Origin of the sequence: Pseudomonas sp. R37(2017) (assembly GCF_002113375.1) — a bacterium.
Lineage (GTDB): Bacteria > Pseudomonadota > Gammaproteobacteria > Pseudomonadales > Pseudomonadaceae > Aquipseudomonas.
In genome coordinates, this window is sequence record NZ_NEHO01000015.1 from 80,668 (window position 1) to 106,684 (window position 26,017).

The 26,017-nt window shown below is 56.2% G+C and carries 19 protein-coding genes and 1 pseudogene; 14 read left to right on the forward strand and 6 right to left on the reverse strand.

Annotation, left to right across the window (positions count from 1 at the left end):
- Window positions 1-239: 239 nt before the first annotated feature.
- From CAG47_RS21520 to CAG47_RS21530, 3 genes are all read right to left on the reverse strand, one after another.
- Window positions 240-1,109 carry a phospholipase gene (locus CAG47_RS21520; RefSeq protein ID WP_085727172.1) on the reverse strand — a complete coding sequence of 290 codons (870 nt, stop codon included), beginning with the start codon at window positions 1,107-1,109 and terminating at the stop codon, window positions 240-242.
- A 106-nt stretch (window positions 1,110-1,215) separates the two neighbouring features.
- On the reverse strand, window positions 1,216-2,517 hold the full coding sequence (locus CAG47_RS21525) for a glycosyltransferase (protein WP_085727174.1): 1,302 nt from the start codon (window positions 2,515-2,517) through the stop codon (window positions 1,216-1,218).
- A gap of 73 nt (window positions 2,518-2,590) precedes the next feature.
- A complete protein-coding gene (locus tag CAG47_RS21530) occupies window positions 2,591-2,953 on the reverse strand; it encodes a response regulator (protein ID WP_085727177.1) in 363 nt (120 codons plus the stop codon).
- 235 nt (window positions 2,954-3,188) lie between these two features.
- Between CAG47_RS21530 and CAG47_RS21535 the strand changes: the two genes are divergently transcribed.
- The 6 genes from CAG47_RS21535 to CAG47_RS21555 all read left to right on the forward strand — a co-directional run bounded on the left by CAG47_RS21535 (window position 3,189) and on the right by CAG47_RS21555 (window position 12,267).
- The gene (locus CAG47_RS21535; protein WP_085727179.1) at window positions 3,189-6,680 is read left to right on the forward strand and encodes a response regulator; all 3,492 of its coding nucleotides are present in this window, start codon (window positions 3,189-3,191) and stop codon (window positions 6,678-6,680) included.
- Window positions 6,680-7,513 carry a protein-glutamate O-methyltransferase CheR gene (locus CAG47_RS21540; RefSeq protein ID WP_085727181.1) on the forward strand — a complete coding sequence of 278 codons (834 nt, stop codon included), beginning with the start codon at window positions 6,680-6,682 and terminating at the stop codon, window positions 7,511-7,513. Before CAG47_RS21535 ends, CAG47_RS21540 begins: the two co-directional genes overlap by 1 nt.
- Window positions 7,510-7,653: a hypothetical protein gene (locus tag CAG47_RS28330; RefSeq protein WP_256577505.1), complete on the forward strand. Its 144-nt coding sequence runs from the start codon at window positions 7,510-7,512 to the stop codon at window positions 7,651-7,653. The genes CAG47_RS21540 and CAG47_RS28330 overlap by 4 nt, the downstream gene beginning before the upstream one ends.
- A complete protein-coding gene (locus CAG47_RS21545) occupies window positions 7,647-8,888 on the forward strand; it encodes a hybrid sensor histidine kinase/response regulator (protein ID WP_085727183.1) in 1,242 nt (413 codons plus the stop codon). Before CAG47_RS28330 ends, CAG47_RS21545 begins: the two co-directional genes overlap by 7 nt.
- A 17-nt stretch (window positions 8,889-8,905) precedes the next feature.
- Window positions 8,906-9,283, forward strand: a complete 378-nt coding sequence (locus CAG47_RS21550) for a response regulator (RefSeq protein ID WP_085727185.1) — start codon at window positions 8,906-8,908, stop codon at window positions 9,281-9,283.
- Window positions 9,284-9,399: 116 nt separating this feature from the next.
- Window positions 9,400-12,267, forward strand: a complete 2,868-nt coding sequence (locus CAG47_RS21555; RefSeq protein WP_256577506.1) for an RHS repeat-associated core domain-containing protein — start codon at window positions 9,400-9,402, stop codon at window positions 12,265-12,267.
- Window positions 12,268-12,618: 351 nt separating this feature from the next.
- On the opposite strand, the gene CAG47_RS21565 is transcribed toward CAG47_RS21555, so the two are convergent.
- Window positions 12,619-13,674, reverse strand: coding sequence for a HEAT repeat domain-containing protein (locus CAG47_RS21565; protein ID WP_085727188.1), 1,056 nt, complete (start codon window positions 13,672-13,674; stop codon window positions 12,619-12,621).
- Window positions 13,675-13,858: 184 nt separating this feature from the next.
- Between CAG47_RS21565 and CAG47_RS21570 the strand changes: the two genes are divergently transcribed.
- The 3 genes and pseudogenes from CAG47_RS21570 to CAG47_RS21580 form a co-directional block, all read left to right on the forward strand.
- The gene (locus tag CAG47_RS21570) at window positions 13,859-15,994 is read left to right on the forward strand and encodes an FUSC family protein (RefSeq protein WP_085727190.1); all 2,136 of its coding nucleotides are present in this window, start codon (window positions 13,859-13,861) and stop codon (window positions 15,992-15,994) included.
- A complete protein-coding gene (locus tag CAG47_RS21575; RefSeq protein ID WP_008001544.1) occupies window positions 15,984-16,184 on the forward strand; it encodes a DUF1656 domain-containing protein in 201 nt (66 codons plus the stop codon). The genes CAG47_RS21570 and CAG47_RS21575 overlap by 11 nt, the downstream gene beginning before the upstream one ends.
- Window positions 16,185-16,188: 4 nt before the next feature.
- Window positions 16,189-16,836, forward strand: a pseudogene (locus CAG47_RS21580) (HlyD family secretion protein); the annotation flags it as partial.
- A 612-nt stretch (window positions 16,837-17,448) separates the two neighbouring features.
- Here CAG47_RS21580 and CAG47_RS21585 read toward each other — a convergent pair.
- Window positions 17,449-18,480: an IS110 family transposase gene (locus tag CAG47_RS21585; protein WP_085727192.1), complete on the reverse strand. Its 1,032-nt coding sequence runs from the start codon at window positions 18,478-18,480 to the stop codon at window positions 17,449-17,451.
- A gap of 221 nt (window positions 18,481-18,701) precedes the next feature.
- Here CAG47_RS21585 and CAG47_RS21590 point away from each other — a divergent pair, with 221 nt between their 5' ends.
- On the forward strand, window positions 18,702-19,664 hold the full coding sequence (locus CAG47_RS21590; protein WP_085727195.1) for an HlyD family secretion protein: 963 nt from the start codon (window positions 18,702-18,704) through the stop codon (window positions 19,662-19,664).
- Window positions 19,665-19,790: 126 nt separating this feature from the next.
- Here the strand turns inward: CAG47_RS21590 and CAG47_RS21595 are convergent, their stop codons facing one another.
- The gene (locus tag CAG47_RS21595) at window positions 19,791-20,240 is read right to left on the reverse strand and encodes a hypothetical protein (RefSeq protein WP_085727197.1); all 450 of its coding nucleotides are present in this window, start codon (window positions 20,238-20,240) and stop codon (window positions 19,791-19,793) included.
- A gap of 86 nt (window positions 20,241-20,326) precedes the next feature.
- On the opposite strand from CAG47_RS21595, the gene CAG47_RS21600 reads away from it, so the two are divergent.
- The 4 genes from CAG47_RS21600 (at window position 20,327) to CAG47_RS21615 (ending at window position 25,818) form a co-directional block, all read left to right on the forward strand.
- Complete coding sequence (locus tag CAG47_RS21600) at window positions 20,327-20,602, forward strand: helix-turn-helix domain-containing protein (protein ID WP_085727199.1); 276 nt, start codon at window positions 20,327-20,329, stop codon at window positions 20,600-20,602.
- Window positions 20,603-21,040: 438 nt separating this feature from the next.
- Window positions 21,041-22,270 (forward strand): Druantia anti-phage system protein DruA, encoded by a 1,230-nt coding sequence (locus CAG47_RS21605; protein ID WP_085727201.1) that lies wholly within the window; start codon window positions 21,041-21,043, stop codon window positions 22,268-22,270.
- Between the two features lie 259 nt (window positions 22,271-22,529).
- The gene (locus tag CAG47_RS21610) at window positions 22,530-23,966 is read left to right on the forward strand and encodes a hypothetical protein (RefSeq protein WP_085727203.1); all 1,437 of its coding nucleotides are present in this window, start codon (window positions 22,530-22,532) and stop codon (window positions 23,964-23,966) included.
- A complete protein-coding gene (locus CAG47_RS21615; RefSeq protein WP_085727205.1) occupies window positions 23,950-25,818 on the forward strand; it encodes a hypothetical protein in 1,869 nt (622 codons plus the stop codon). Before CAG47_RS21610 ends, CAG47_RS21615 begins: the two co-directional genes overlap by 17 nt.
- The last annotated feature ends 199 nt before the right edge of the window (window positions 25,819-26,017 follow it).

Genomic DNA, 26,017 nt, shown 5'->3' on the forward strand with positions numbered 1-26,017 from the left:
TCCTTGGTTTCGCTCAGATAGTCGCTGTATCAGGACTTGCTAATTGATGGACAAGCCGTTGTGGTCGTCCATCAATTCGCAGGAAGGGTCGTTGACTCTGATGGTGCGGGTCATGTCGGCACACGTTTCCTGTTATCGTGGCCTGATCATGCCTCCTGTGGAGAGATTAATGCCAGATGGCGATGCCGGGATACTCGACAATAACGCTTTCAGCGTACTTCCCTCGGAAGACTTTGGAACTAACTGGCTCTTCTCGCCTTTATCAAACTAGCGACCCGGCAGAAGGCAACCAGCTTCGATTCCTCCATGAAATCGACATTGATAATATTGCACTTTTCGCTGGAAGTATGGGTAGCGGGATCAAACCAGGTTTCAAGCTCATCATGGATATCGACGGGGCCTCCAAGCTTCGAGTAGCTCGTGGCGGACAGTGACCACAGGGTGGAGCGGGGAGGTGGAGACTTCAATACGTTGTAGATATGCTGCTCCAGTTCCTTGACGTTCGTGTCGTCAATGCCGCTCCATTTGTGTTCGATTTTCTTGCAGAACCAGTCGGGATCCAACTGCGGATGTTCTTGGGCCGTTACCAGAACCCGCTGCTCGCTGCTGGCTTTCTTGAGCATGCCAAGTGTAAGGCCGCTATTTTTGGCCGGGATTATTCTCTTGCCAAGGTAACGCAGCATCATCTCGTTGAAGAGCCCGAAATCGAATGGTTGTTTTCCGTCCTTGAGTTCGTGAAAGTCCAGAACCACAAACTCGTCAGGGTTGTCGCGCAAAAACAGATTTACCGCTGCGAATAAGGCCAGCACGTTACGAGATGAGCGATAACCATTGTGCTGAAATCGAAACTTTTCAAACTCTATGGCCTCACCGTCGAAATCCAGTCTTAAATCCAGTGCCCGGGAGCCGTATTTGAGCTGTGCAGCGAACGAGTCGTGCTGACAGGCCAGCCAGTGCGGGCCAGGTATTAGTGCATAACTGGCTTGCAAGTCGCACCCTGCGTTGTGTGTTCCTGGAAGTGTAAGTTCGGTAAGCGACAAACTATCAAGTTCCGGCGTGGCGCTCATCCAGTTGTTGAGCGCATAATTGTCTTGGCTCGTATTAGTCATGAATGCATCCTTGCATTGATTGAAGAGTAAGAAGTTGCAGCAACCTGATATTGGTTGGCAGCGATCAATTATTTTTCCGGCGGTTGTGCATGGTCAATCATTAACTTCATGCGGGATGTTGATTACGGTTCTTCGCCTCAATCCATTGCGCCATGTATTGAGTGCTTTTGTGATGGTGATGCCGCAGCATGCTGCCGGTGAAGTTATCCCGCCTGATATCTGCCATATCCCGTTGGCAATCGAGCAGCCTCTGGATCAGGGCCGGGCCATGAACAGATTTCTGGTAACGGCCGGTCAGCAGTGCCTGCGCTGTTGCCTGCGCATCGAGCCATAGTGTCTTGTCGCTGTAGAGTTGCACGCAGTGATCGGCGAATTCTCGCGCCGAATGGGTCACGGCGCCGGGCCATGCCTCGTCGCCGTACATGGCTTCCGCTCCCACGGGTGTCGTGACATTGGGCGTGCCGCAGAGCATTGCATCGACGATCTTGCCCTTGATCCCCGCGCCGAATCGCAATGGCGCCAGGCACACTCGGGTCGCCGACATGACTTGCAGGGCGTCTTCGGCCCAGTTCATTACATGAAACCCCTGTGCCGCATTGTGCAGCGCCGTCGCCTTGGGCGGCGTATAGGCACCGTAGATGTGCAATTGCGCGTCAGGCAACTGCGCACGGATCAATGGCCAGATCGCGGTTTTCAGCCAGAGCACCGCGTCCCAGTTCGGCGCGTGACGGAAGTTGCCAATGTGCAGGAAATGCTCGCGTTGCTCGAAGGGCAGGGGTGGTTCGCTCGGCAGGTCGACCATCAGCGGGCACCAATGCAAAAGTGTGCGCGGCACCTTGAATTGCTCGACCAGCAATTCGATTTCCACTTCGGAAACCATCAGCGTCAAGTCGCAACGATAAAACGAGGCGATCTCGCGCTTCGCCAGGTCGGTAGGGGCCATGTGTTCAAATTCTTCACGCTCTGCCGGGGCGAACAAGTCGCTGAAGTCATTGTTGTCCTCACTGGCCTTCAAACGCTCCTTGAGGCGTTGGTGCCGACCATGCCTGAGACTTTGCAGGTCGCAACTTTCGAGCACGCGCAAGGCATCGGGACAATGCTTTTCGACACGCCAGCCGAACTGCTCCTCCATCATGAATTGATCGAACAACACGATGTCCGGCGCCAGTTCGCTGATGAACGCGTCGAAACTGCTGTTGTTCAGCTCGATGGGCACTTCGTGTATGCCCATCGCTGTCAGGTCTGCACGTTGTTCGCCGAAGCCCGCCGGGCTGCTGAACGTGATGTCCCAGCCCTGTTGCAGGAAAACTTCGAGAATTTGCATGACATGCCCGCTGGCCGCGGAAGAGCGGGGCTCAGGCCAGACGTAACCAATGACCAGGACTTTGGTTGCGTGGGGCTCGATCATGTACGGGAGTTCCTTGAAGCGAAGACAGGATAGGGGCAAAAAGTCGCGCATTAAACCACAGCGCAGCGCAGGGTTACCCGAGAATGCTGTTGACCTTGTCGCGCAACTGATCAATGGAGAAGGGTTTGCCGATCACGTGCATGTCGGCAGGGACTTCGAGGCTTTCGGCATAACCGCTGGCAAACAGGATGGGCAGGTTGGGGCGGATCGTGCGGGCGAGGGTGGCCAGTTTGCGGCCGTCCATGACCGGCAGGCCAACATCAGTCATCATCAGGTCAATGTGTTGGTTCACGTTCTTGAGTTTCTCCAGCGCCTTTTCGCTGCCTTCGACTTCCAGCACCTGGAAGTCCAGTTCCTCGAGTACATCGACGATCAGCATGCGCACGATGGCATCGTCTTCGACGATCAGGATGACGGGGGTGTTGGCGGATGACATGGTCGAATTCCCGAAAAAGTTGGCGTTGGCGGTCGCTGGAAATCACCGGCCTCTTGCATCAGTAAATGACGAATCCCGACAAGTTCCCAAGGTGATGTAAAAAAAGAAACCAGTGCAGGTCCGCAAAGATAACCCGAGGTTTTGCGCAGGCGCGAAAACATGGCAGAAAATTGGATCAATGTGGCGGTTTTGGGGCAAACTCCCCGCATCCTGACAGCTCGACAAGGACCGCCCCATGAGCACTGTGTCTTCGGTTGATGAGCAACGATTCCGTAAACTCCTGAGCCGCAACATCAGCCTGCCGCTGGGGCTGGGTCTTGTCAGTGCCGTGTTCTTCGTGTCGCTGATCACCTATTTGCTGTCGACGATCCAATGGGTGGGACACACCGACCGGGTGATCAATAACGCCAATGAAGCGGTCAAACTGACCGTTGACCTGGAAACCGGGATGCGCGGTTTCCTGCTCAGTGGCGACGAACATTTCCTCGATCCCTACGAAACCGCCAAGCCGCGGATTGCCGTGGCCCTCAACTCCCTGCTCGAACTGACCGCCGATAACCCGGTGCAAACCGACCGTTTGCTGCGCTTGCAGGCATTGCACCAGGAGTGGGCCAGCTATGCGCAGTCGATGATCGATCTACAACGCAGCGGTGGTGATGTTCGCTCCGCGGTCAAGGCCGGGCGCGGCAAACGCCTGACCGATGACATTCGCCAGCAGTTCGAGGACGTGATCGATACCGAGCAGCAACTGCGCGCAACGCGCAATGGTGAAGTGCAACGTACCACGGTCATGAGCATCAGCCTCTATCTGTTGTTCATCGCCGGCGTCAGTGGCTTGCTGGCGTATGTCGGGCGCCGCGATTTGCTCAACCTTTCGCAAGACTACAGCGTCAATCTCGCGGCCCAACAAGCCAGCGCCGGTCGCCTGGAGCAACAGGCCTGGCTGCGCAACGGCCAGACCCAACTCGCCGAGCAGCTATTGGGGCAACTGAGCTTGAGCCTCCTGGGGCGCAACATCCTGCATTTCTGCGCGCAGTACCTTGGCAGCGCCGTGGCGGCTATTTATGTGCGCGAAGACCACGGCGGACTCAAGCGCATCGCCACCTACGGTTTTTCTCGTGAGCAGGAGGAACGTGAACAGCAGATCTACAGCGAAGAAGGCATTGTCGGACAGGTGGCTCAGCAGGCTCGGCTGATTCGCCTGGACGAGGTTCCCGAGGATTATTTCAAGGTCAGCTCCGGCCTCGGTGATGGTTTGCCGCGCAGTGTGCTGGTGGTGCCAACCAGCGACGACGACCGGGTCAACGGCGTGATCGAGTTGGGCTTTCTGCGTCCACTGACGGACCGTGACATTGAATTGCTTGAGCTGATCGCCGGCAACATCGGCACCTCGATCGAAGCTGCGCGCTATCGCCAGCGATTGCAGGAGGTGTTGACCGAAACCCAGCAACTCAATGAAGAATTGCAGGTTCAGCAGGAAGAACTCAAGACCGCCAACGAAGAGCTCGAAGAGCAGTCGCGGGTACTCAAGGAGTCCCAGGCGCACCTGGAAATCCAGCAGGTGGAACTGGAGCAGACCAACGAACAACTCGCCGATCAGGCGCAAATACTGGCCGAGCAACGCGACGCCATGGACCTGAAAAACGCCGAACTCAACCAGGCCCGGATCCAGCTCGAAGAACGCGCCGAAGAGTTGCAGCGCTCGAGCAAGTACAAGTCCGAATTCCTCGCCAACATGTCCCACGAATTGCGCACACCGCTTAACAGCTCGTTGATCCTGGCCAAGCTGCTGGCAGAAAACCCCGAGGAAAACCTCAGTGACGAGCAGGTCAAGTTCGCCGAGTCGATCTATAGCGCCGGCAATGACTTGCTCAACCTGATCAATGACATCCTGGACATTTCCAAGGTCGAGGCCGGCAAACTGGACATCCGCCCGCAGAACACCAGCGTCACGCGACTGGTGGAGGGATTGCGCGGGATGTTCCATCCCTTGGCCACGGACAAGCAGCTGGATTTCCGGCTCGATATACAGGACGGCGCGCCGCAGATGCTGTTCACCGACCCCCAGCGCCTGGAGCAGGTCCTGAAGAACCTGTTGTCCAACGCCGTGAAATTCACTGAAAGCGGTAGCGTCAGCCTGTCCGTCGCCACAGTGCCGAACGACGGCGTCGCCTTCAGCGTGGGTGATTCCGGGATTGGCATTGCACCGGATCAGCACGAAAGCATCTTCGAAGCGTTCCGTCAGGCCGATGGCACCACCAATCGACGTTATGGCGGCACCGGGCTGGGCTTGTCGATCTCCCGTGATCTGGCAGCCTTGCTCGGCGGCTCCATCAGCGTGACCAGCACGCCGGGGCAGGGCAGTGTGTTCACCCTGGTACTGCCTCAGCAGTATGTGGAACCGGGCGATGTGCCTGTCGAACCGATGCGAGCGGCGCCAGTGGCGGCTGCCCCGAGTGTATTGCCACCCGCATTGTCGCCGCTGGTAGCCGAGGTCGACATTGCGCGGTTCGATGACGACCGCAACAAGGGGCCGTTTACCGGCCGTTGCATTCTGGTGGTGGAGGATGAGGCGAACTTTGCGCGCATCCTCTACGACCTTGCCCACGAACTGGGATATCAGTGCCTGGTGGCCCACGGTGCCGATGAAGGTTATGAGCTGGCCAAGGCCTTTATCCCCGATGCGATCCTGCTGGACATGCGCCTCCCGGATCATTCCGGCCTGACCGTGTTGCAACGCCTGAAGGAACACGCCGAAACCCGGCACATACCGGTACACGTGATTTCCGTCGAAGACCGGGTCGAAGCGGCGATGCACATGGGTGCAATCGGCTATGCGGTCAAACCGACCACCCGCGAGGAACTCAAGGATGTGTTCGCACGCCTTGAAGCCAAGTTGACACAGAAGGTCAAGCGCGTGCTGCTGGTCGAGGACGATGACTTGCAGCGCGACAGCATTGCCCGCCTGATCGGCGACGATGACATCGAGATCACTGCCGTTGGCCTGGCTCAGAAGGCGCTGGACCTGCTGCGCACGTCCGTTTTCGATTGCATGATCATCGACCTCAAACTGCCGGACATGCTCGGCAACGACTTGCTCAAGCGCATGTCCACCGAAGACATCTGCTCCTTTCCACCGGTCATCGTCTATACCGGGCGCAACCTGACCCGGGATGAAGAGGTGGAACTTCGCAGGTATTCGCGCTCGATCATCATCAAGGGTGCACGCTCGCCAGAGCGGTTGCTGGACGAGGTCACGCTTTTTCTGCACAAAGTCGAATCTCGGTTGTCCCATGAGCGGCAGAAGATGCTCAAGGTTGCCCGCAGCCGCGACAAGGTCTTCGAGGGCCGCAAGGTGCTGCTGGTGGATGACGATGTGCGCAACATTTTCGCCCTCACCAGCGCGCTGGAGCAAAAGGGCGCAGTCGTGGTCATTGGCCGCAACGGCCGCGAAGCGATTGAACGATTGAATGAGGTCGAGGACATCGACGTGGTGTTGATGGACGTGATGATGCCGGAAATGGATGGTTTTGAAGCCACCGTCGAAATCCGCAAGGACCCGCGCTGGCGCAAGCTGCCGATCATTGCGGTGACGGCCAAGGCCATGAAGGACGATCAGGAGCGCTGCCTGCAGGTCGGCGCCAACGATTACCTGGCCAAGCCCATCGACCTGGATCGTCTGTTTTCACTGATTCGTGTGTGGTTACCGAAGATGGAACGCATTTAGTGGAGCGCAACCTTTCAGTTGAGCGAAACAGCGAAATCGAATTGCGCTTGTTGATCGAGGCGATCTACCTCAAGTACAGCTACGATTTTCGCGACTACTCCAGCGCATCGATCAAGCGCCGAGTCAATCATGCGTTGAGCCAGTTCGAGTGCAATACCATCTCGGCGTTGCAGGAAAAGGTTTTGCACGACCCCGCCGCGTTCATGCAACTGCTGCAATTGCTGACCATTCCCGTCAGCGAGATGTTTCGCGACCCTTCGCACTTCCTGGCCATGCGCAGGGAAGTGGTGCCGCTGTTGCGCACCTACCCCTCGATCAAGATCTGGATCGCCGGATGCAGCACCGGTGAAGAGGTGTATTCAATGGCCATTCTGTTGCGCGAAGAGGGCCTGCTCGACCGTACGATCATTTACGCCACCGACATCAACCCGCGCTCTCTGGAAAAAGCCAAGCAAGGGATTTTCTCGATGGAGAATGTCCGCGCCTACACTGCCAATTATCAGCAGGCCGGTGGCCGGTGTTCGTTTGCCGACTACTATACGGCGGCCTATGGGTACGCGATTTTCGACAGGACATTGCGCGAGAACGTTACCTTCGCCGACCACAGCCTGGCAACGGACAGTGTATTTTCAGAAACACAATTAATTTCATGTCGCAATGTATTGATTTACTTCAATAAAAAACTTCAGGATCGGGCGTTCGAGTTGTTTCACGAGTCCCTTTGCCATCGCGGGTTCCTGGTGTTGGGCAGCAAGGAAACCCCTGATTTCTCGGCCTTCGGCAATCAGTTCGAGCCGTTGGTCAAACAGGAGCGGATTTACCGAAAATCATGAACAGTGCAACGGGATTGCCAGCGATCGAAGCCAATGTCATCGGTGCCTGCGCCGGTGGCGTGGAGGCGCTGCCGAACATCCTCGGGTCGCTGCGGGTCATCGGTCGTCTGCTTGTCGAGTTGGAACGAACTCCATGTTGAGTAATATCAAGGCCAAACTGCTGATCGTCGACGATCTGCCGGAGAATCTGCTGGCGCTCGAAGCGCTGATCAGGCGCAAGGACCGGATCGTGTACAAGGCACTGTCCGCCGATGAAGCCTTGTCACTGCTGCTGCAACACGAGTTTGCCATGGCCATCCTCGATGTGCAGATGCCTGGCATGAATGGCTTCGAACTGGCCGAGTTGATGCGTGGCACGAAAAAAACCAGGAACATCCCGATCATTTTCGTCAGTGCCGCCGGGCGTGAAATGGACTACGCCTTCAAGGGCTATGAAAGCGGTGCCGTGGACTTCCTGCACAAACCGTTGGACACCCACGCGGTCAAGAGCAAGGTCAATGTGTTCGTCGACCTGTATCGCCAGAGCAAGGCGATGAAGGAGCAAGTGTTGGCCCTCGAGCAAAGTCGACGCGATCAGGAAGACCTGCTCAAGCAACTGCAAAACGCCCAGCTGGAACTGGAGCAGGCAGTGCGCATGCGCGATGACTTCATGTCCATTGTCGCCCACGAAGTGCGCACGCCGCTCAATGGCCTGATCCTTGAAACCCAGTTGCGCAAGATGCACCTGGCCCGGGACAACGCCGACGCCTTCACGTTGGACAAGATGCACGCGATGGTCGAACGCGACGAACGACAGATCAAAAGCCTGATTCGCTTGATAGAAGACATGCTCGATGTCTCGCGCATTCGCATCGGCAAGTTGTCGATCCGGCCGACGCGATTCGATCTTTCGACACTGGTTCGCAATGTGTTGCACAACTTTTCCCGGCAAATCGACGCCGCCGAGGCGTCGGTCACCCTTGATGCCGAACAACCGGTGATCGGAAACTGGGACGAGTTTCGTATTGAACAGGTCATTTCCAACCTGCTGACCAACGCTTTGCGCTACGGGGCCAAGAGCCCGATCTCGGTGAAGGTATACAGTGCAGGCGGCTGGGCGCTGGTTGATGTGCAGGACCATGGGATCGGCATCAGCGAAGAAAACCAGAAACGCATATTCCAGCAGTTCGAACGCGTATCGGCCAGGAACGCCGGCGGCGGACTGGGCCTGGGTCTGTTCATTTCAGAGCAGATTGTGGCGGCCCATGGCGGTACTATTACGGTCCAGAGCAGGATTGGCGAAGGCGCCTTGTTTCGCGTTTGTCTGCCGCTGCAGGAAAACAGCCGGGTAAACGCAACCTCTGGTCGACCCCACGGTCGTATCAGCAGCAATTGACAGAACTAAGGCTTCCCATGAGCGAAGATGCACAAGATGTAGTACTAGTCGTCGAGGACGATCCCTCGATACTGATGGTGCTGTCCGCTTATCTGTCGGGCGAGGGTTATCGCGTATTGCAGGCCGAAAACGGCGAACAGGCGTTCGATATCCTGGCGAGCAAACCGCACCTGGACATGATGATCACCGACTTCCGCCTGCCCGGCGGCATCTCCGGCGTGCAGATCGCCGAACCCGCCGTGAAGCTGCGACCGGAACTCAAGGTGATTTTCATCAGCGGCTATGCCCAGGAAATCCGTGAGACCGACAGCCCGATCACCCGCAAGGCGCCGATCCTGGACAAACCGTTCGACCTGGACAGGTTGCAGGAGCTGATGCAGGACATGCTTTCGTAAGCGTTGGTCGTACGCGCACCTGTAATTTCTGACAGTTGACCGTGGTGCTGTATCAGCAGATAAATGCTTCGGACGTCATGCGACTGATTCCTGCATGCCAATCCGGAGTGAGTGCCATGCACAGACATACACCGACACTTTCAGTAATTGATCCGCGTCGCGCCGTCGTACGTGAAGTTGCCTATCATCGGTGTTCGGACCAGCAAGTCCCTCAAACACGTATCACTCAATACATCTACAGCATCCGGGAGCGTGCCAGTCATAGCCGCGATCCGCGACTATTTGCTCTTCACGAACACGATGGGTCCGTGCCCGCCAATCAAACCATCGTCACCACCCTGACGGGTCTGCCCCTGCTTTCCATCAACGTGGATGCCGGATGGCGGTTGAGTCTTTACGGTGCTGGCGGGCAAAGGCTGGAAGACTGGGACCAGAAACGTAATCGCCTGCGGATGACTTACGACTCATCATTACGCCCTGAGCGCGGTTTTGAGTCCGCGTTGGGTGATGAACTGTGCACGGCTTGTTTTGCATACGGTGACGGTTCGGAGGAGTCCGCCAGCCACAATCGCTGCGGTCAACTGATTCGCCACGACGACTGTGCTGGCAGCCAACACTTCACCGAATTCAGTTTATTGGGTGCACGCCTGCAACAGACCCGTCGCTTTCTGGTGCAGGTTCAGTCACCCAACTGGCCGGAGGACGAAACCGAGCGTGAAAAATTGCTGGAGCCACAAGGAGCGCTTACGCAAATAAGCGTTAACAGCGTCGGTGACTGGGTGCGGCATATCGATGCTTTGGGCAATGAGCAAAACCAGCGCCAGACCGTCGCCGGTGAATTGTTCGAAGCGCGGATCAGACTGGCCGGCGCCGATGACGAAATCACCTTGATGAGTGACATTCAATACAACGCCTTCGGGCAAATCGTGCAGCAATCGGCCGGCAACGGCGTGGTCAGTCGCGCCGCTTTCGATCCCGAGGATGGGCGGTTGGCAACGCTGCATACGCAACTTGCAAGCCAGCCGCCGTTGCAGCATCTGACGTATGCCTATGATCCGATCGGTAACCCGATTCGTATGACTGACGACACCCAGCCAATCCGCTACTCGCGCAATCAGAGCGTTGCCGCGATCAGTACCTGGCAGTACGACACCCTCGGCCAGCTCATCGAAGCCAACGGTAGGCAACGGTGCAATGCACCGGGCGGCCCCCATTTACCGGCTTTCGTTTCGCCACCGGCCCCTGACCAACTGGAGAACTATCACCAGACGTTTAGCTACGACGCCAGTGGCAACCTGCAGATCCTGCAGCACCACGCCGACAGCGCAAGTCGAACCGAGCGTACGTCCGTTGCAACCTTGAGCAACCGAAGCCTGCCGTGGGGCGATGGCACCGAATCGCCAGGGGACCATGACATCGATGCTGCGTATGACGTCTGCGGCAATCTCAAAGTGCTGCAACGGGGACAGGCACTGCACTGGGATGCACGCAACCGCTTGAGTCAGGTCGATCAGGTGGTGCGCGAGGACGAACCGGCAGACACGGAGATCTATGTCTATGATGGCGAAGATCAACGCGTGCGAAAAATCCGTACGACTGATACTGGAACATTGATCCGTACCCATGAAACCCGCTACTTGCCGGGCGTGGAGATTCGTACAAGTCCCAATGAAACCCTGCATGTCATCAGTGTCCAGTGCGGTAGATGCACCGTGCGGATCCTGCACTGGGACAGGGGTTCGCCACCGGAAGGTTCCCGGAATCAGTTACGTTACTGCCTTGCCGATCATCTGGAATCCAGCACGCTGGAACTGGACAAAGACGCCAGACTCATCAGCCAGGAAAACTACTATCCGTACGGCGGCACAGCCTGGTGGGCAGGCAGGGACAAGGTTGAGGCCAGTTACAAGACGATTCGTTATTCAGGAAAGGAGCGGGACGCAACGGGGCTGTATTACTACGGATTTCGGTATTACATGCCGTGGCGACAGCGTTGGGTGAATGCCGATCCAGCGGGAGCGATAGATGGTTTGAACCTGTATAGGATGGTCAGGAATAACCCGGTTAGTTACAGCGATCCAGTTGGCTTGGTTGCTAAAGGTGTATCGCATACCGTGGAATTTCATGGGGTGCCTCGGCATGACACTAACTTTAATAATATTGAAAAAGCAAAAAAAGAAACTTTTTATGCGGTGAGCCTGATCAGAAATCCCGCCTCGATTTCCGGAGCGATATCTGAGCTATCCTTAAAGCTGCATGATCTTATATTGACCATGGAGAGTGATCCTCGATCGTTGCCTTTACTTACGAATCTTGTAGATAGAGCAAGTGGTGAAGAAGAGTATGGAAGAGTCAGTGGGGGAATAAGCGAGATCAAAAGCATACTTGGTAGCGATGCTCCGTTATCTCCTGTTTCCTTTATACGAAAAGTGCAAACATTGAAAAATTATGGCGCCTACGTTGTGGATCGTGCATCGAAAGCTATCGATGAGCATGCGTTCATGCTGAATGGTGCAAGTGCCAAGGACGTGTCTTCTTTGATGTCCTGGTACATGCCCGGTGATTTATTTAACAAGAGAGGACGGACTGGTATTAAGAAAAAAGAGCGTAGAGATGATAGCGGCATACTCGACAAAGAAACTTTTTCCGCGCTTTCTGATGATGAAAAGGGTTTTTTAATTGTCCCTGGTTTATCAAGGGTTCGGCCATTGTTCAGGACGTTCATACATGAACGTGATGGCGGAGAAGTAATATCTACTTCGCCTTTTGTTAATAGGACGTTTGATAATGATTCTCCCATGCTGGCTTCAATTTCCGGCAGTACTTCCTGCATTATGATAGGGGCGACTATTTTAAAGCCCAACCTGAGCGATGATGATGAGAGGTCCTTGGCAAAGGCAGCTGTTGCGTTTCTTGTAGGTGCAGGATATCACTCGGTTACTGAAGTCCTGGATGTGGCCTACCCTGGATTAAATTTGTATTGAATTTTTCCGTGTCGTGCAAAGTAGTGATACTGCGTAGTCAAGGGTGGATTGAATTTATGCTGGGCGTTTCATCTCGGAAAACTAAATTTCAAGGGTATTAAATATCTGCTCTAGTTTGTTCTCGGAAGCTAGTTGCGAGAAATGTTCGTAATGGTCGTCATATACTCGGACTACCAAGGGACTGCTGGCAAATCATCTGCCTCACTTTCGCCGTCAACAGATCAAAGGTAAACAGCTTATTGATCATCTGCATACCTGGACCGAGGAACCCTCCGCGCACCGCGACGTGCTCGGAGCACCCTGAGGTCTGGGCGCAATTCGTTCCGGCTCAACTCAGCGAGATTTAAGTCGTCAAAGCCCCTGTTGCAACGCCGGGTCATCGGGATTCATCTGTTCGAGCTGGGCAGACAGGATCTGCACGTTTTGCAACTGCCCGCTTTCTTTCCAGTAATTGATCAGCAATACCCGGGCCTTGCGATCGTTCGGATGGCGCTGGACGATTTCCTGCAACTGCTTCTGCGCCGCATCCAGCTCCTGCTCACCGTGCAATGTGGTGGCCAGGTCGTAGCGGTAATCCCGGTTGTTGGGCTCGAGTTCAACGGCCTTGGACAGGCCGAGCAGGGCAAATTCGCTTTGGTCGTGGTGCAGCAGCCAAAGCCCCAGGGCATGTTGCAGGTAAGCCGAATCGGGTTGCGCCTGGAGTTGTTTGGCCAACAACTGCCGGGCGGCGTCGTTTTGGCCCTGTTTATCCAGCACTTCGATTTGCAGCACCAACGCCGGCAGGTTGTCCGGCGCCAGGCGCAGGGTGTTGTCCAGTGCCTGTTGCGCTTCCTTGAGCTCGGCATTGTGCAGGTGCAGCCGGGCCAGTTGGTACTGGTTTTCAGTGCTTTGCGGTTCGTTCTTGAGCACTAGCTCCCAGGCGTCGATGGCTTGCTCCAGCGGCCCGAAATACAAACCCAGATCATCCGGGGACAGTCCCAGCAGTGCGTTGATTGCAGCGAGCCGAACGCTTTGTTCGCTGTCATCGAGCAATGGCCCCAGCAATAGACTGCGCTGGCCGCTCGGCACCAGGGCGCTGATGCTTTTGATCGCGGCGATACGGACCTCGGGCGATTCGTTCTGCAAGTCGGCATCCGCCAGTTTCAGGGCCACCGAGCTTGGATAATTGGGCAGTTCGGCATGCAGCCAGACACGACGTTTGGGGGACAGGTCCGGACGCCCCAATTGCTGATAGAGCACCCGCGCGGCACCTGGTTGACCGCCCCGGGCAGCCGCCAACGCTTCGCTGTAACCATGCTTGATGGCTTCGGGCACCACCGGGGTGGTATCGCGCAGGGAAAACCACGCAAGGCCGATGACCAGCAGGACGGAGAGGCTGATAAACAGATAGCGGCGGGACTTGGGCATGCAGGAATCCGGAAGCAGACGAGCTTTTGCAAAGGCGCCAGCTTCGGTCAGGTCGGGCTTTGAGTCAAACCCTGGCGACCTGCACTGACGATTCAAAGGGCCTGCAAGTGGTGTCGACAGCAAAACCTGTCGAGGCGTCGCCCCAATGACTACGCTTGCAGGAGATGTCTGGACGAGCCTTCCCATGCAAGCGCTACTGCAATACTTCAAAGCCATGCTCCACCCCGGCCCCGGGGTGTTGCTGTTTGCCTTGCGAACCATCACGGCCGGGTTGTTGACCCTGTACCTGGCATTTCTGTTCGATCTGGACCAGCCCAAGTGGTCGATCATGGCCGTTGTCATCATCAGCCAGCCACTGGGCGGCATGGTGCTGGCGCGCAGTTTTGGCCAGGTGATCGGCACCACGTTGGGCGCGGCCGTGGCCGTGTTGATCATGGCGATCTTTCCCCAGGCGCCGCTGCCGTTCATCACCACCCTGGCGTTATGGCTGGCGTTGTGCACCGCCGGTGGCACTTTGTTGCGCTATACCAGTTCCCAGGCATTCGTCCTCAGCGGCTACACCGCGGTGGTGGTGGCCTTGCTGGCGGTGCCGGACCAGGACGGCATGTTCCTGCTGGCGGTGACCCGCGTCACCGAGACGCTGCTGGCGGTGGCCTGTGTATGCGTGGTCAGCCTGCTCACCGCAAGGCCGCAAGCCGTGGCCCGGGACTACTTCGCCAGGATCGATCAGATCACCCGGCTGCTGGCCACCCATGCCAGCGCCGTCATCCGCACCGAAGAGAGCGAAGCCGATTTCCAGCAGCGGCAAATGCAGCTGTTGGGCCAGATCAGCGGTCTGGAGGGCGTGCGCCGGCACATGTACTTCGATGCGCCACGGTTACGCAGTGCCAACGGTCTTGTGCAACTGCTGGGCAACCAGTTGGTGCTTCTGACCGCACGACTGACCGCCTTGCGCCACCAGCGCCTGTTGTTGACCGAACGCTGGGAAGGCGAGCTGCCTGAAGAGATTCAACGGCTGCGGGCCGAAGAACTGGACTTTCTCGATGAACTGGCACAGGAAGGACGTTCGCTGTCCAGCGACAAGCGCCATCGCTTCACGTCGCTGCAACAACGCTTCGATGAACTGGCCTACCGGGCCGAACAATTGACCGAGCCGCTGCCGGCCACCCTGCGCTCGCTGGCCTGGTCGCTGCGGTGGGAGCAGGCGCGCCTGCTGCAGCAACTCGAACAGATTCTGGAACTGAGTGATGCGATCCAGAGCGGTCGTCCCGCCAGCAGCGTGTTTCGCGGGCGGGAAAACCCGCTGCACCTGGATTTCACCCTGGCGACCATGAATGCCATCCGGGCCTTTTCCGCGTTGTTGATCGCTGGCTTGATCTGGATCGAAACCGGCTGGGACGGTGCGCGAGGCGGGATGGTGCTGGTGGGCATCCTTTGTTCGCTGATGTCGACCTTTCCCCGGCCGCTACTGGCCGTTCAAAGCTATGCGCGGGGATTCGGACTGGCGCTGGTGGCCTCGGCGCTGCTGCAATTCATGTTTGTGCCGATGATCAGCAATTTCGAGATGCTTGCCTTGCTGCTGGCACCCTTGCTCTACGCCGTTGCGGTGGGGCTTGCCAGTCCACCCACTACGGGAACCGGCATTGGCCTGGGGCTCACGACCTTTCTGTTGCTCGGCCCATTGAATGTGGGGATCGGCCAAAACACCGCGATCCAGTGGTTCGAGTTCGCCGGGGCCTATACCTGTGCGACGGTGCTGGCGCTGAGTGTCTACGCGCTGATCTTTCCATTCCGGCCGGATCTGCGCATGGGCAGGCTCTACAAAGAAACCTGCGAGCAGGTGTATGCCTTGCTGAAGACCTCGGCGACCGATGAACAGCAGTTTGCTTTCGAGAGCCGCATGGTCGATCGCCTGACCATGATGCTGGGGCTGCTGCCGGCAACCCGGGATCCACAATCGCGAGAGTGGTTTCAGGTCAGCCTGGGCTGCATGGCACTGGGTATTGCCTTGAACCAGCTCAGGCAACAGGGGCAGAACAACGCACTGCTGAGTCCGGACCTGCAAAGTCGCCTGTTCTCGACTGTTCGGGAAACAGGAAGACTGGTCGCCGGTCGACCCGGGGTCGAAGTGGCGCATGTGCTCGATAGCCTGCGCACCCTGGGCGACGAACTGGATGCCTTGCATACCGATGTTCATGAGCACCTGTGGTCAGTATTCCGTATGCGCGTGGCGCTGCTGATCGTGGTGTCGTTCGTCGAGCGGTATCGCGGTTGCTTTCAACCCGCAGGCCTTGAAGGAGAACCTGTCCTTGCCCATTGATCTGGAAGTAGGGGGGGCCTATCTGCCCCCGATTGCCCAGGCGCTGCTGCTGGGCTTGCCGATATTTCTGCTGCTGGACTGGACGTTGCGACGCCTTGGTGTGCTGCAGTTTGTCTGGCATGAGGCGTTGTTCGAAGGTGCGTTGTACGTCTGCGTCTGCGCCACGTTGATTCTGGTGATGGGAGCCTGATGCCTTGAAGAACATCCTTTCCCGACTCTCGACCGTAGCGGTGGTGCTGCTGGCCGTCATCCTGGGTTGGTTCGCCTGGGAACACTACACCCGTGCGCCCTGGACCCGGGATGCCCGGGTGCGTGCCGATGTGGTGACCTTGTCCGCCGATGTTTCGGGGCGAATCGTCAGCCTGTCCGTGCAGGACAACCAACACGTGGACAAAGGCCAGACGCTGCTGCAGATCGATGCGGCGCGTTACACGCTGGCGGTGGAGCATGCCAGGCGTGCCGTCGAGGTATCGAAAGCTTCGCTCGGGCAGGCCCAGGCGGCGATCAGCGCCAGTGAAGCGTTGCTCAAGCAACGCCAGAGCGAGGAGCTACGGCGACGCACGCTCAAGGACCGATCGGCGATTTCCGGCGAAGAATGGGAGAAGGCCAGTACCGATGTGTCGGTGGCTCAGGCTGACTTGCTGCGCAATCAGGCCAACCTGGTGTTGGCGCAAGCTAACGTACAACTGGCCATCGCGGCCTTGACCCAGTCCGAGCTCGATTTGCAGCGCACTCAGGTCGTCTCCCCGGTGACCGGCTTTGTCACCAACCTGTTGACCCGGGAGGGCGACTACGCCACGGCCGGCGGTCCATTGTTGGCGCTGGTGGACAGCGACCACTTTTTATATGGACTTACGACTGTCTCAAATGAAAAAAATATATAAAGATCAATGATATGCGCGTTGAGACAGTTTTTAAATAAGGAGCCGACATTGGATTTCCTCGATTTTTTGCTGGGGCGTTCTTTGGCGCGGTTGATTGCCTTCCACGTGACTTGCCGACGAGCGGCAGCTCGCTTCTGAAATTCGAATGGTGGATCGCATGACGATGAAACAGAGGTTATTACCAGTGGCGGATAACTCTCGCACAGTTGAATGAGGTCATACTGGCGTGCATGACACCGAGTGTCACCCTCAATCAGATAAAAAGCAGCAAAGCTAGGACACTGTGCAACTAAGCCCGAAATCCAATGACCGTATATGGACTCCTCCTCGTTGCAAGCCCCCTTCGCTTTGGCGCCCGTGCCGACTGCACACGTATATTCGGCCTCTGATTTCAGCATCGATTCGATGCAGGGCCATGATGGGCTATTCGCGCGTCGGCTCCCAATTGCTTTTACGTGCTTTACGCACCTGGTCATTAGAGGGTTTTTCCGACGCCGGTTCGACCGGTTTGCCATTGTTCGGGGTGCTTCGCAATCGTGGTGTAGAGGTGCTTCTCCTTGGATAAATGGGTCAGGCCGCTGCCCGATCCGGTTGGTAATCAGTGCCGTTGCGTAGCATCGCCCAAGCCATGCGCGCAGTTTTGTTGGCTAGCGCAATAGCCGCCACATTAGGATGTGAGCGCTCAGCTAAACGGACAGCCCACTGGCTGAGCCGGTCATCTTTAAATTTGGCCGTGCGTAGTGCCGAACGTGCACCATGGATCATCAGCGTTCGCAGATAAGCATCGCCACGTTTGCTGATGCCCAGCAGTCGATCCTTGCCGCCGGAGCTGTGTTGCCTCGGCGTCAGCCCTAACGAGGCGGCCAACTGCCGGCCATTGGCAAACTGTCGGGCATCACCAATGGCAGCAACGAGTGCGGTGGCTATCATCGGGCCGACCCCGCGCAGTTGCTGCAAGCGAACGGCCGTTGGTTCACTTACCGCGATTGCCGATATCTCGCTGTCGAGTTCGCCCACGCGTTCATCCAGTGTGCGAAGGTCGCCCCACAAGCCATCCAGCAGACGACGAAAACGTACCGTCAAACCGTTATCCGCCTCTTCCAACCAGCACGGTATGGCACGACGTAGCATCAGCAACTCTTTCGGAGCGACGAGGCCGTACTCGGCAACCAGGCCACGGATCTGATTGGCTTTGGCCGTCCGCTGTTCGATCAAGCCGGCTCGGATGCGATGCGTCGCCTGGATATCCTGTTGCTCAATCGTCTTGATGGCGACGAAGCGCATGCTGGGGCGGCTCATTGCCTCGCAGATTGCTTCGGCATCGTTGGCGTCATTCCTGTTGCTCTTGACGTACGGTTTGACGAACTGAGGCGCGATCAGTCTCACCCGAAATCCGCGTGCCTGTAGTTGTCGCGCCCAATGATGGGCTCCACCGCAACTCTCCATACCGATTTCACAGCCGGGTTCGATTTTCTCCAGCACCGTTTGCAGCCAGCGATCACGCGGTAGGCATTGCCGCCAGATGGGTTGTTCATGACAATCCACGCAGTGGATTTGAAACACGTTCTTGGCCAGGTCGACCCCAATGCGCATAAGCTTCATGTGTGGACTCCTTCTCACGGTTGACTGTGGTTCGCACCTTCAGTCTGGCACTCAAGATGCCGAGGTGAGGAGGAGTCCATCCCATTGCTTACGGTCGATCCTACGCCAAACAGGTCGTTGCGTCGGATCGGTATGCTGAGGTTGGACTGGCATTAAGCTTTGTTTAAAGGGACGCTCTATGCTTGGGTGTGCGCGGTGGTAATTTTGGTGATGGGTGTCTCATGAATCTAAAGAGAACCGTTTCACAACTGGTAACGTTAGCCGTTGTAGGGTTGGCGCTCCTACTCGGTTGGTTTGCTTGGGAGTATTACACTCGATCGCCCTGGACTCGTGATGCGCGAGTACGTGCCGATGTGGTAACGCTATCCGCCGATGTTGCGGGGCGCATCGTCAAACTCAACGTGCAAGATAACCAGTATGTGGACAAGGGGCAGTTGCTGCTGGAAATCGATCCTTCGCGCTACGCCTTAGCGGTGGACCATGCATCCCGTTCGGTGGAGGTGGCGAAAGCTTCATTGGGGCAATCGCAAGCAACCATTGTTGCCAGCCAGGCGCTACTCAAACAACGTCAAAGCGAAGAAATTCGCCGGCGGACTCTCAAGGAGCGCTCGGCGATTTCCGGCGAAGAGTGGGAAAAAGCCAACACCGAAATGTCGGTAGCCCAAGCTGATCTGCTGCGTAATCAGGCCAACCTGGGCTTTGCCCAGGCCAATGTGCAACTGGCAATCGCCGCACTGGCTGAGGCCGAGCACGACCTAGAACGCACCCGGGTTGAATCGCCGATCAGCGGTTACGTCACCAATCTGCTGACCCGCCAGGGCGACTACGCCATTGCAGGAAGTCCGCTGGTGGCGTTGGTTGACAGTAAATCGTTTTATATCAGCGGGTACTTCGAAGAAACCAAGCTGCCGCGAATCGGCGAGGGCGATCGGGTCGATATCGAACTGATGAGTGGGGAGAAATTTTCCGGTACCGTGCAAAGTATTGCCTTCGCCATCGCCGACCGGGAAAACCTGCCCGGGGGACGGCTGCTGGCCAACATCAACCCCAGCTACACCTGGGTCAAACTGGCGCAGCGGGTGCCGGTACGCATAAAGATCGATGCCGATTACCCCGGCAAAGACAAACTGCGCGCGGGGACAACGGCCACGGTGACGGTGCAGGAAAATCAGGAACGACACTGAACCCCAGTGGGAGCGAGCAGGCTCACGAGGCTCCGACAGATGGTTGGGCAAATCTGTGCAATCACCCGCACGGCCTTTGAATAGGCGATATCGATGAGGCGGGTGTTCGAAAGTGTTTCATCAGTGTTATGTAGTGCCATCTAGCTGTGGGGCTAAGTAGATACATTGTGGCATTACCCCCGCGTTCTCGACCTTCTTGCAACGAAGCAGGTCGTAGGTCTTCCCATGCTCCACGGTCAGGCGAACGTGGGGTTGCCCTGATTGATCGCCGGGTATGGTGGTGATGACCAGCACGTGCTCCAGACGCCAATGTGTCGAAGCATTCATCCAAGGTGGGGTCATGACCATTACCGAGAACACCGAGCCAAACGGCGCGACTTCATTGAGTACTCTCTCCAAATACCCCACGTCGGAGACCAGCAGGGTTCGCTCGAACTCCATTTTTTCTTCCGTCATCTTGATGCACACATGAAACCAGGGATCGCTGAGTTCCCGTTCGATGACGCTCCAGCGCTTGATGTGTCGGTCAAACGGTAATGGCGGTTGGAGTTCTGCGGCTGGCTGGGTAAAAAACATCGTACTGCCCTCACAAAACGAACCCTATAGATTGTAGCTCTAAAGTGTTCAAAAAGGCTTCATCGTTCCTTTTGTGAGTGATGCAAATGGAACTGAAACAGGCCTTTGGGAAGGCTTTAAAAGCGCGTCGCCTAGAGTGCGGGCTGACGCAAGAGGACTTTTCGGACGTGAGCAGTAGGACCTACCTCAGCACCCTGGAGCGGGGACAGAAATGTCCAACGCTCGAGAAAGTGGTGGAACTGGCCTCCGTTCTGCAAGTACACCCGCTGACGTTGATCGCTGAGAGTTTCCTGGTCCTTGAGCCAAACCAGACGCTTGAGGTATTGCTGGGCGTCGTCCAACGTGAAGCGCGGTCGGTCTAAATTCTCCAACCGACTGATTTAGGTAGTCGAATAGGGAGCAGTTTTTCCTTGAAAGTGAAATAATGGCAAGTGGCCTTTATCAAGGGGCGAGGGCGCTAGAGCAAATCGCACCAGCGACTAGCTCGGGCTGCCACTACGGGGTGTTTAGCGTCAGTAGCCTTTCTATAAGCACGACAGAACTGTACGATTTGCCGACCTAGCGAACTGCAGCTTGAACGCTTGGGGCAGTGACATTTTGAACGCCATAACGGGCATGCTGACGCTGATCGATATGGCTGGCTAGTGTGTGCTCACTAGCTGTCCATGCACACATTGCTTTGCAACTCCACGACCTACGTTTTGCTAAAACCACTAGCATCATTCGTGTATTAGTACCGGAACCCGAGCCCTTTATTTTTAAAGAGCTCAATTGGAAGAGTATTGAGCAGGAAGCAGCTAATGCCAAAAGGCGATGCAATCATCATTGGGGTCAATCCCCGGGAAGCGAACCTCAAGAGAAAGCTGCGTGAACACCTGCACTCCTTAGGCTTCACTAAAACGGATGAGGGGGCTTTACGTGCCCCGGGTAACACCAAAGACGCAATTCGAACCCTTCACAGCGCCCAGCGTGAAGAGCGACTTCTCGCGAGTGAGAAATTCGTGTCGAGGGCTGGGGGTAAGCTGATGCAGTTTTTTGCATCGGGCAAAGATGTGAACCCTGAGAAGATTTCTCCTGTTTTGGAGCGGGTTTCCTCAGAGACTTGGCAAGGCGATTTATTCAGGCTCGCGGCCTTGTCTTGGTCTGTGCCGGTTTCAAACGGTTTCGGCAGGCGTCTGCGTTACCTGGTTTGGGATGAAAGCAACGGCAAGCTCATGGGGCTTATCGCGATCGGTGATCCTGTTTTCAATCTGGGTGTTAGAGACAAATTCATTGGCTGGGATATCCATGACAGGGGGGCTCGACTAGTCAATCTGATGGATGCCTATGTTCTTGGGGCGATCCCACCTTACAACTCGCTCCTTGGAGGGAAGTTGATTGCGTGCTTGCTTCGTAGCCGTGATATTTACGACGATTTTGCGAAGGCCTATGGCACCTCGACAGGGATCATCTCGCAGGCAGAAAAGAAGGCTCGCCTACTGTCTATCGTCACGACATCATCGATGGGACGATCCTCGGTCTATAACCGGCTGAAGCTGGATGGCACTCAATATCTTAAGCCAATTGGTTATACCGGCGGCTGGGGGCATTTTCACATCCCCGATTGGTTGTTCATGGAGATGCGTGACTACCTGCGTCACATCGACCATACATACGCCGACCAGCATGGTTATGGGCAGGGGCCCAACTGGCGCTTGCGGACCACACGCGCTGCGCTTACGGCATTAGGGTTCAAGGATGATTTGATGCGCCACGGTATTCAGCGTGAGGTCTTCATCTGTCAGCTTGCATCCAATGCAACTAAAATCTTGCAGTCTGGGAAGGGTAAGCCTGACGTAAGTTCGCTTCTGTCTGTAAGCGAAATTTCCGGCCTGGCGTTGGATCGATGGATGATCCCGCGCTCCAGGAGTACACCGGAATACCGAGGCTGGACGCCGACGGACCTGATTGATTTGTTTGGTAGTCAAGCTCAAATTCTTCGCACCGAGGTTAAGCGAGAAGTGATGCTAGGCAACAGTTGCGGGTACTAGGGACGCAAGGGGAAGTGCGTTGGAATACGCCGTTAATAAACTGTCGAACAAGCTAGAGTCCGCTGCTCAGTCGTCGGGGATTGGGTTGTTCATTTGCCCGTGCTGTAAAGCGATGGTGATTTTTCGCTCGGGAGCCAAACAAAAAAAACACTTTGGCCACTGGCCCGGTTGGGGATCACCAGAGTGCGAAAACTTTATCCCGAGCCAATACGGCCATAACTCAGAAGGTAGTGTTTTCGCCACCGTGATGAGGCGACGGATGGATCTGCGCCTGATGATTACCAGAGGGCAGCGTGCTGCCTGGTGGCTAGAGTTGGCGATACCTGCATGTCGAGTGTGTGACGCCACCGTCACAATCGACGTGGGAGGAAGGCTTCAGCACTTAGATATGCGCGGTATGGCCAAGGGGTCTCGGGTGACGGCTGAATTGTCCGTCGAAAACTATCGCATAGTGTCCTATAGCGACCATGCTGATCCTACTTTTATGGCCAGTGTGGATCGCGAGTGTCCTGGACTACCATCCTTGGGAGCTGCTGTCTTTTCAGCGTCAGGGCGCGAAGGCGCAACTGGATTTCCCCGAGCGCAGGAGCTCAGAGGTTGGGAAACATACGCTTTTTTGTGGAGTGAAAATGCCGCTCCAGTTTTTCCTGATGAACTCGTACTCGATAGGTTTCAGAGCAGGCAGGGCTGGGGCCTGGCTCTTGCCACCATCCCGGAAAAGCCCTCTGAAGAATGCATGGAATGGCTTCGCAATTTTACGGGGCTGCTCGTAAGTCCACCCGCCCCCTCCATTACCCCGATATGGCCGTTTCTTACGAGAAATTCGAGCGTTAACGCTATTGAGTGCCTTGAGTCGCCTAGGGTACTGCTGTCGACACAGATGATGCCGGTCGGACAGCAGGACAGGGGGCCGACAATGCAAGTGTACGGAGGAGGAGAGCGCCTTTCTGCCACTGGGATCGAAAAGTCACCAGCGTTCTTTGTTTTGGCAACCGAGAAAACCCAAGACTTCCGAGTCGCAAAGGCGGACTACCCCGACATCGAGAAATTTGTCTCTTGCACACTTTCGCTACGCCGAAATCAAAAGTTGCCGGCGGTAGAGATTGCATTTAGAGACCGGGAGTTGAAACGACACGTAGTCCCTTTGCACCAAAAAAAATGCGGGACCTTTGTCATGGCTGCCAGAGCTCAGACAATGACGCTTGAGTATCTCTCCATGCCACCCGGCTGTAATGGGCGACTTATTGCCGACAAGTCCTCTCAGCGCAGTGAGATCTTACTTTTTTCCGGCGACACAGTGTCTGAACACAGCCAGCATCAGCGCCTTCTTCCACCAGAAGTGCAGAACCTGCTCATTGCGCACCTGGTGGACCCAACATGCTACGTCGACATCAACTTCGGTGGATTCGGGCGGTTGCACGTTGTCGGCGATCTTTCCAGCAGACCTATCAGCGAGACCTTCGTTACCCTGGGGCCCTCGCTTCGATCCAGGCTGCTCAGCTTTATGGTTCAGTTGCAACCAGGTGGCCCAATCGCTGCGGTTTCCGATGACTATGCGCTGGTTAGAACCTTCGCTAGCTTGAGACCCCATCCACAACTTATTCCGAATTACCGTACGCTGGTGAAGGACGTCCTCGCCCGCGGCTTTGAGCTCAAACAGCTAGGGGAAGGAGTCTCATATGAGCTACCAATATAGCCAGGAGGCAAGGGATCGTATCTCTGCGTTCGGACAAATTGCGATTACTGAATTCATTGAGGAGATTCCTCATGGTATTCGTAGAATATTTTATGAGCGCCAGCCGGCAATCCAGGGTTTCCGTCGAGGATCGCCCCCCGAGTTCAAGGAAAAACAAAAGCGTTTGGTCGGGCACCTCATTCACACTCAGCCTGGGCAGAAAGGAGCTGCCGATTGGAACACGTTCGCCAATCTTTGGGAGGCGTGGGGAAAGAGCCGATTGGGTCCAGCTTTTCCTGCAAGTGACATTTCATCGCTTACACCGGACGCTGGCCCCGTTTTTTTAACCGGCCTGGCGGAACTGTTCCCTGACGCAGCCAGGGAGAATCTGGAACGTCTGTTGGACTTCAGTGGCTTTGCAGATAGTCCCGAAGCCCAAGTCGCACTCGGACGCTTTCGTCCAGCATCGACGCTAGCTCGTGACCTTATGATCGACGCGCTTCCGGGGCGGTTGCATAAGATTGAAGGTTACTTCGAAATTGCTGAAGCCGCGGCAGAAGAGGTGGCGGAGCGAATTGATCAACTTGAGTCCGAGACGGACACTCTGGCTAAAGGCATTGCAGACGTCGTCTCGAGTGTCGAAAAAAGTCAGGGTGACGTTAAAGAATTTCGGGCTGCACTCGAACGTATTGCTGAGCGTGCCAGTGGATTGGAAGAGGTTGTCGACGCCGCAAGGCAAAAGATCACAGAAGGAATCGCCGCCGCCGACGCGCGAGCCGATCAGTTCCAGCACAGTTTGGAGGCTCTTACAGAACAGAGCCGCGCGTGGGACAAAACTCAAGCGGAGGTTTCAGCGCTCAAGCAATCAATCGATGCTCTCTGTGCGCAGGAGCTCGAGTGGAACCACGCCGTCACGGCAGTCGGTCACTTGGCTGAGCGGATCGATATTCTAGAAGCAGCCGTTGCAAAGGGAGGCAATGGCACGGCGACCAAACCACAGGTTCGGCTTTTTGAAGTTGAGTCACCGGGACCTATTGTAGAGATCCACTCTGTAGAAGGCGCCTGTGAGCTGATTGCATGCAACCTTCAGGCTTGCGGAGTTATGAAAGGAGCAGCAATTGCCACAGCTCGCCAGATATTAGCAGCGCTGTCCGCGGGGCAGATGGTCCAGTTCTCGGGTTCGATTTCTGATTTAGTGGCAGATGCCGTGGCAGCAGCCATTGGCGGTCAAACGTTTCATGAATGGCGTGTACCGGTCGGATTAGTATCCGATGAGGCGGCGATTGATTGTTTAGAAGTGGTCACGGAAACGTCTGGTTGTTTGCTGATGAAGGGAGCAAACCGTTCAGCTTTTGAGGTGTACGGTACCGCGATTCGAGACGTCGTTACGCGCCGCCAATTCTCACTGCCAAGCTACCAACGTCTCTCGTTGATAGCCGCGTGGACACAGGGCCCTGCCACGTTCCCCGATGGCGGCACGCTCGCGGAGATCGGTCCGGTTTTTGATACGGATAATTTTTCTATGCGTGGGGTATCCGCCAAGTTACCGGAGCTCAAGTTTGGCCACCTAGTGCGCAATTCTTGGGATCAGATTGACGGCTTTGACGATGATTCACCGCGGGCACTTGTCTCTGAGCTGAAGGAACTCATAGAAGAGAGCTCGTTTGTCCCCGGCAATCTTTGGAAAAGGATGGCCGACCGTGCCTACTCACGTCTGCGGACTATCCCCGGCGGGTCATCAGAAGAGGACCTGCATTCGGTATTGACGTTGTGGGCTCTCCCATGGGCAAAGGCAGCAGCCGGTCCCGTTGAGGATATTGCTCGTATCGCGGGCCGGATGTTGGCCGAATTGCAAGCCGAGGCAGAGACCTGAGGGGACGCAGATGAAGTGGCAGGCGATGTCCCGCGAAGGAGCGCAAAAAATTCTCGCGGTAAGTATTCGTTGCAGGGTAGGGGGGGAAGGGCTTCGTATCGCTGCGATAGCCGAGTGTCTGCGAGCGGCGTCGTACCTCGCGTCTGCACCGGTCGCTGGCAATGGCACTTGGGAGCCCACTGCCTCCCTTAGTTTGACC

Excerpts from the sequence above, each read along its gene's own strand:
- CAG47_RS21615 (WP_085727205.1), top strand. The coding sequence starts at position 23,950 with ATGAGCTACCAATATAGCCAGGAGGCAAGGGATCGTATCTCTGCGTTC.
- CAG47_RS28330 (WP_256577505.1), top strand. The coding sequence starts at position 7,510 with ATGAACAGTGCAACGGGATTGCCAGCGATCGAAGCCAATGTCATCGGT.
- CAG47_RS21525 (WP_085727174.1), bottom strand. The coding sequence starts at position 2,517 with ATGATCGAGCCCCACGCAACCAAAGTCCTGGTCATTGGTTACGTCTGG.
- CAG47_RS21535 (WP_085727179.1), top strand. The coding sequence starts at position 3,189 with ATGAGCACTGTGTCTTCGGTTGATGAGCAACGATTCCGTAAACTCCTG.
- CAG47_RS21555 (WP_256577506.1), top strand. The coding sequence starts at position 9,400 with ATGCACAGACATACACCGACACTTTCAGTAATTGATCCGCGTCGCGCC.
- CAG47_RS21590 (WP_085727195.1), top strand. The coding sequence starts at position 18,702 with ATGAATCTAAAGAGAACCGTTTCACAACTGGTAACGTTAGCCGTTGTA.
- CAG47_RS21570 (WP_085727190.1), top strand. The coding sequence starts at position 13,859 with ATGCAAGCGCTACTGCAATACTTCAAAGCCATGCTCCACCCCGGCCCC.
- CAG47_RS21550 (WP_085727185.1), top strand. The coding sequence starts at position 8,906 with ATGAGCGAAGATGCACAAGATGTAGTACTAGTCGTCGAGGACGATCCC.
- CAG47_RS21610 (WP_085727203.1), top strand. The coding sequence starts at position 22,530 with ATGGATCTGCGCCTGATGATTACCAGAGGGCAGCGTGCTGCCTGGTGG.
- CAG47_RS21605 (WP_085727201.1), top strand. The coding sequence starts at position 21,041 with ATGCCAAAAGGCGATGCAATCATCATTGGGGTCAATCCCCGGGAAGCG.
- CAG47_RS21530 (WP_085727177.1), bottom strand. The coding sequence starts at position 2,953 with ATGTCATCCGCCAACACCCCCGTCATCCTGATCGTCGAAGACGATGCC.
- CAG47_RS21565 (WP_085727188.1), bottom strand. The coding sequence starts at position 13,674 with ATGCCCAAGTCCCGCCGCTATCTGTTTATCAGCCTCTCCGTCCTGCTG.
- CAG47_RS21595 (WP_085727197.1), bottom strand. The coding sequence starts at position 20,240 with ATGTTTTTTACCCAGCCAGCCGCAGAACTCCAACCGCCATTACCGTTT.
- CAG47_RS21520 (WP_085727172.1), bottom strand. The coding sequence starts at position 1,109 with ATGACTAATACGAGCCAAGACAATTATGCGCTCAACAACTGGATGAGC.
- CAG47_RS21545 (WP_085727183.1), top strand. The coding sequence starts at position 7,647 with ATGTTGAGTAATATCAAGGCCAAACTGCTGATCGTCGACGATCTGCCG.
- CAG47_RS21600 (WP_085727199.1), top strand. The coding sequence starts at position 20,327 with ATGGAACTGAAACAGGCCTTTGGGAAGGCTTTAAAAGCGCGTCGCCTA.
- CAG47_RS21585 (WP_085727192.1), bottom strand. The coding sequence starts at position 18,480 with ATGAAGCTTATGCGCATTGGGGTCGACCTGGCCAAGAACGTGTTTCAA.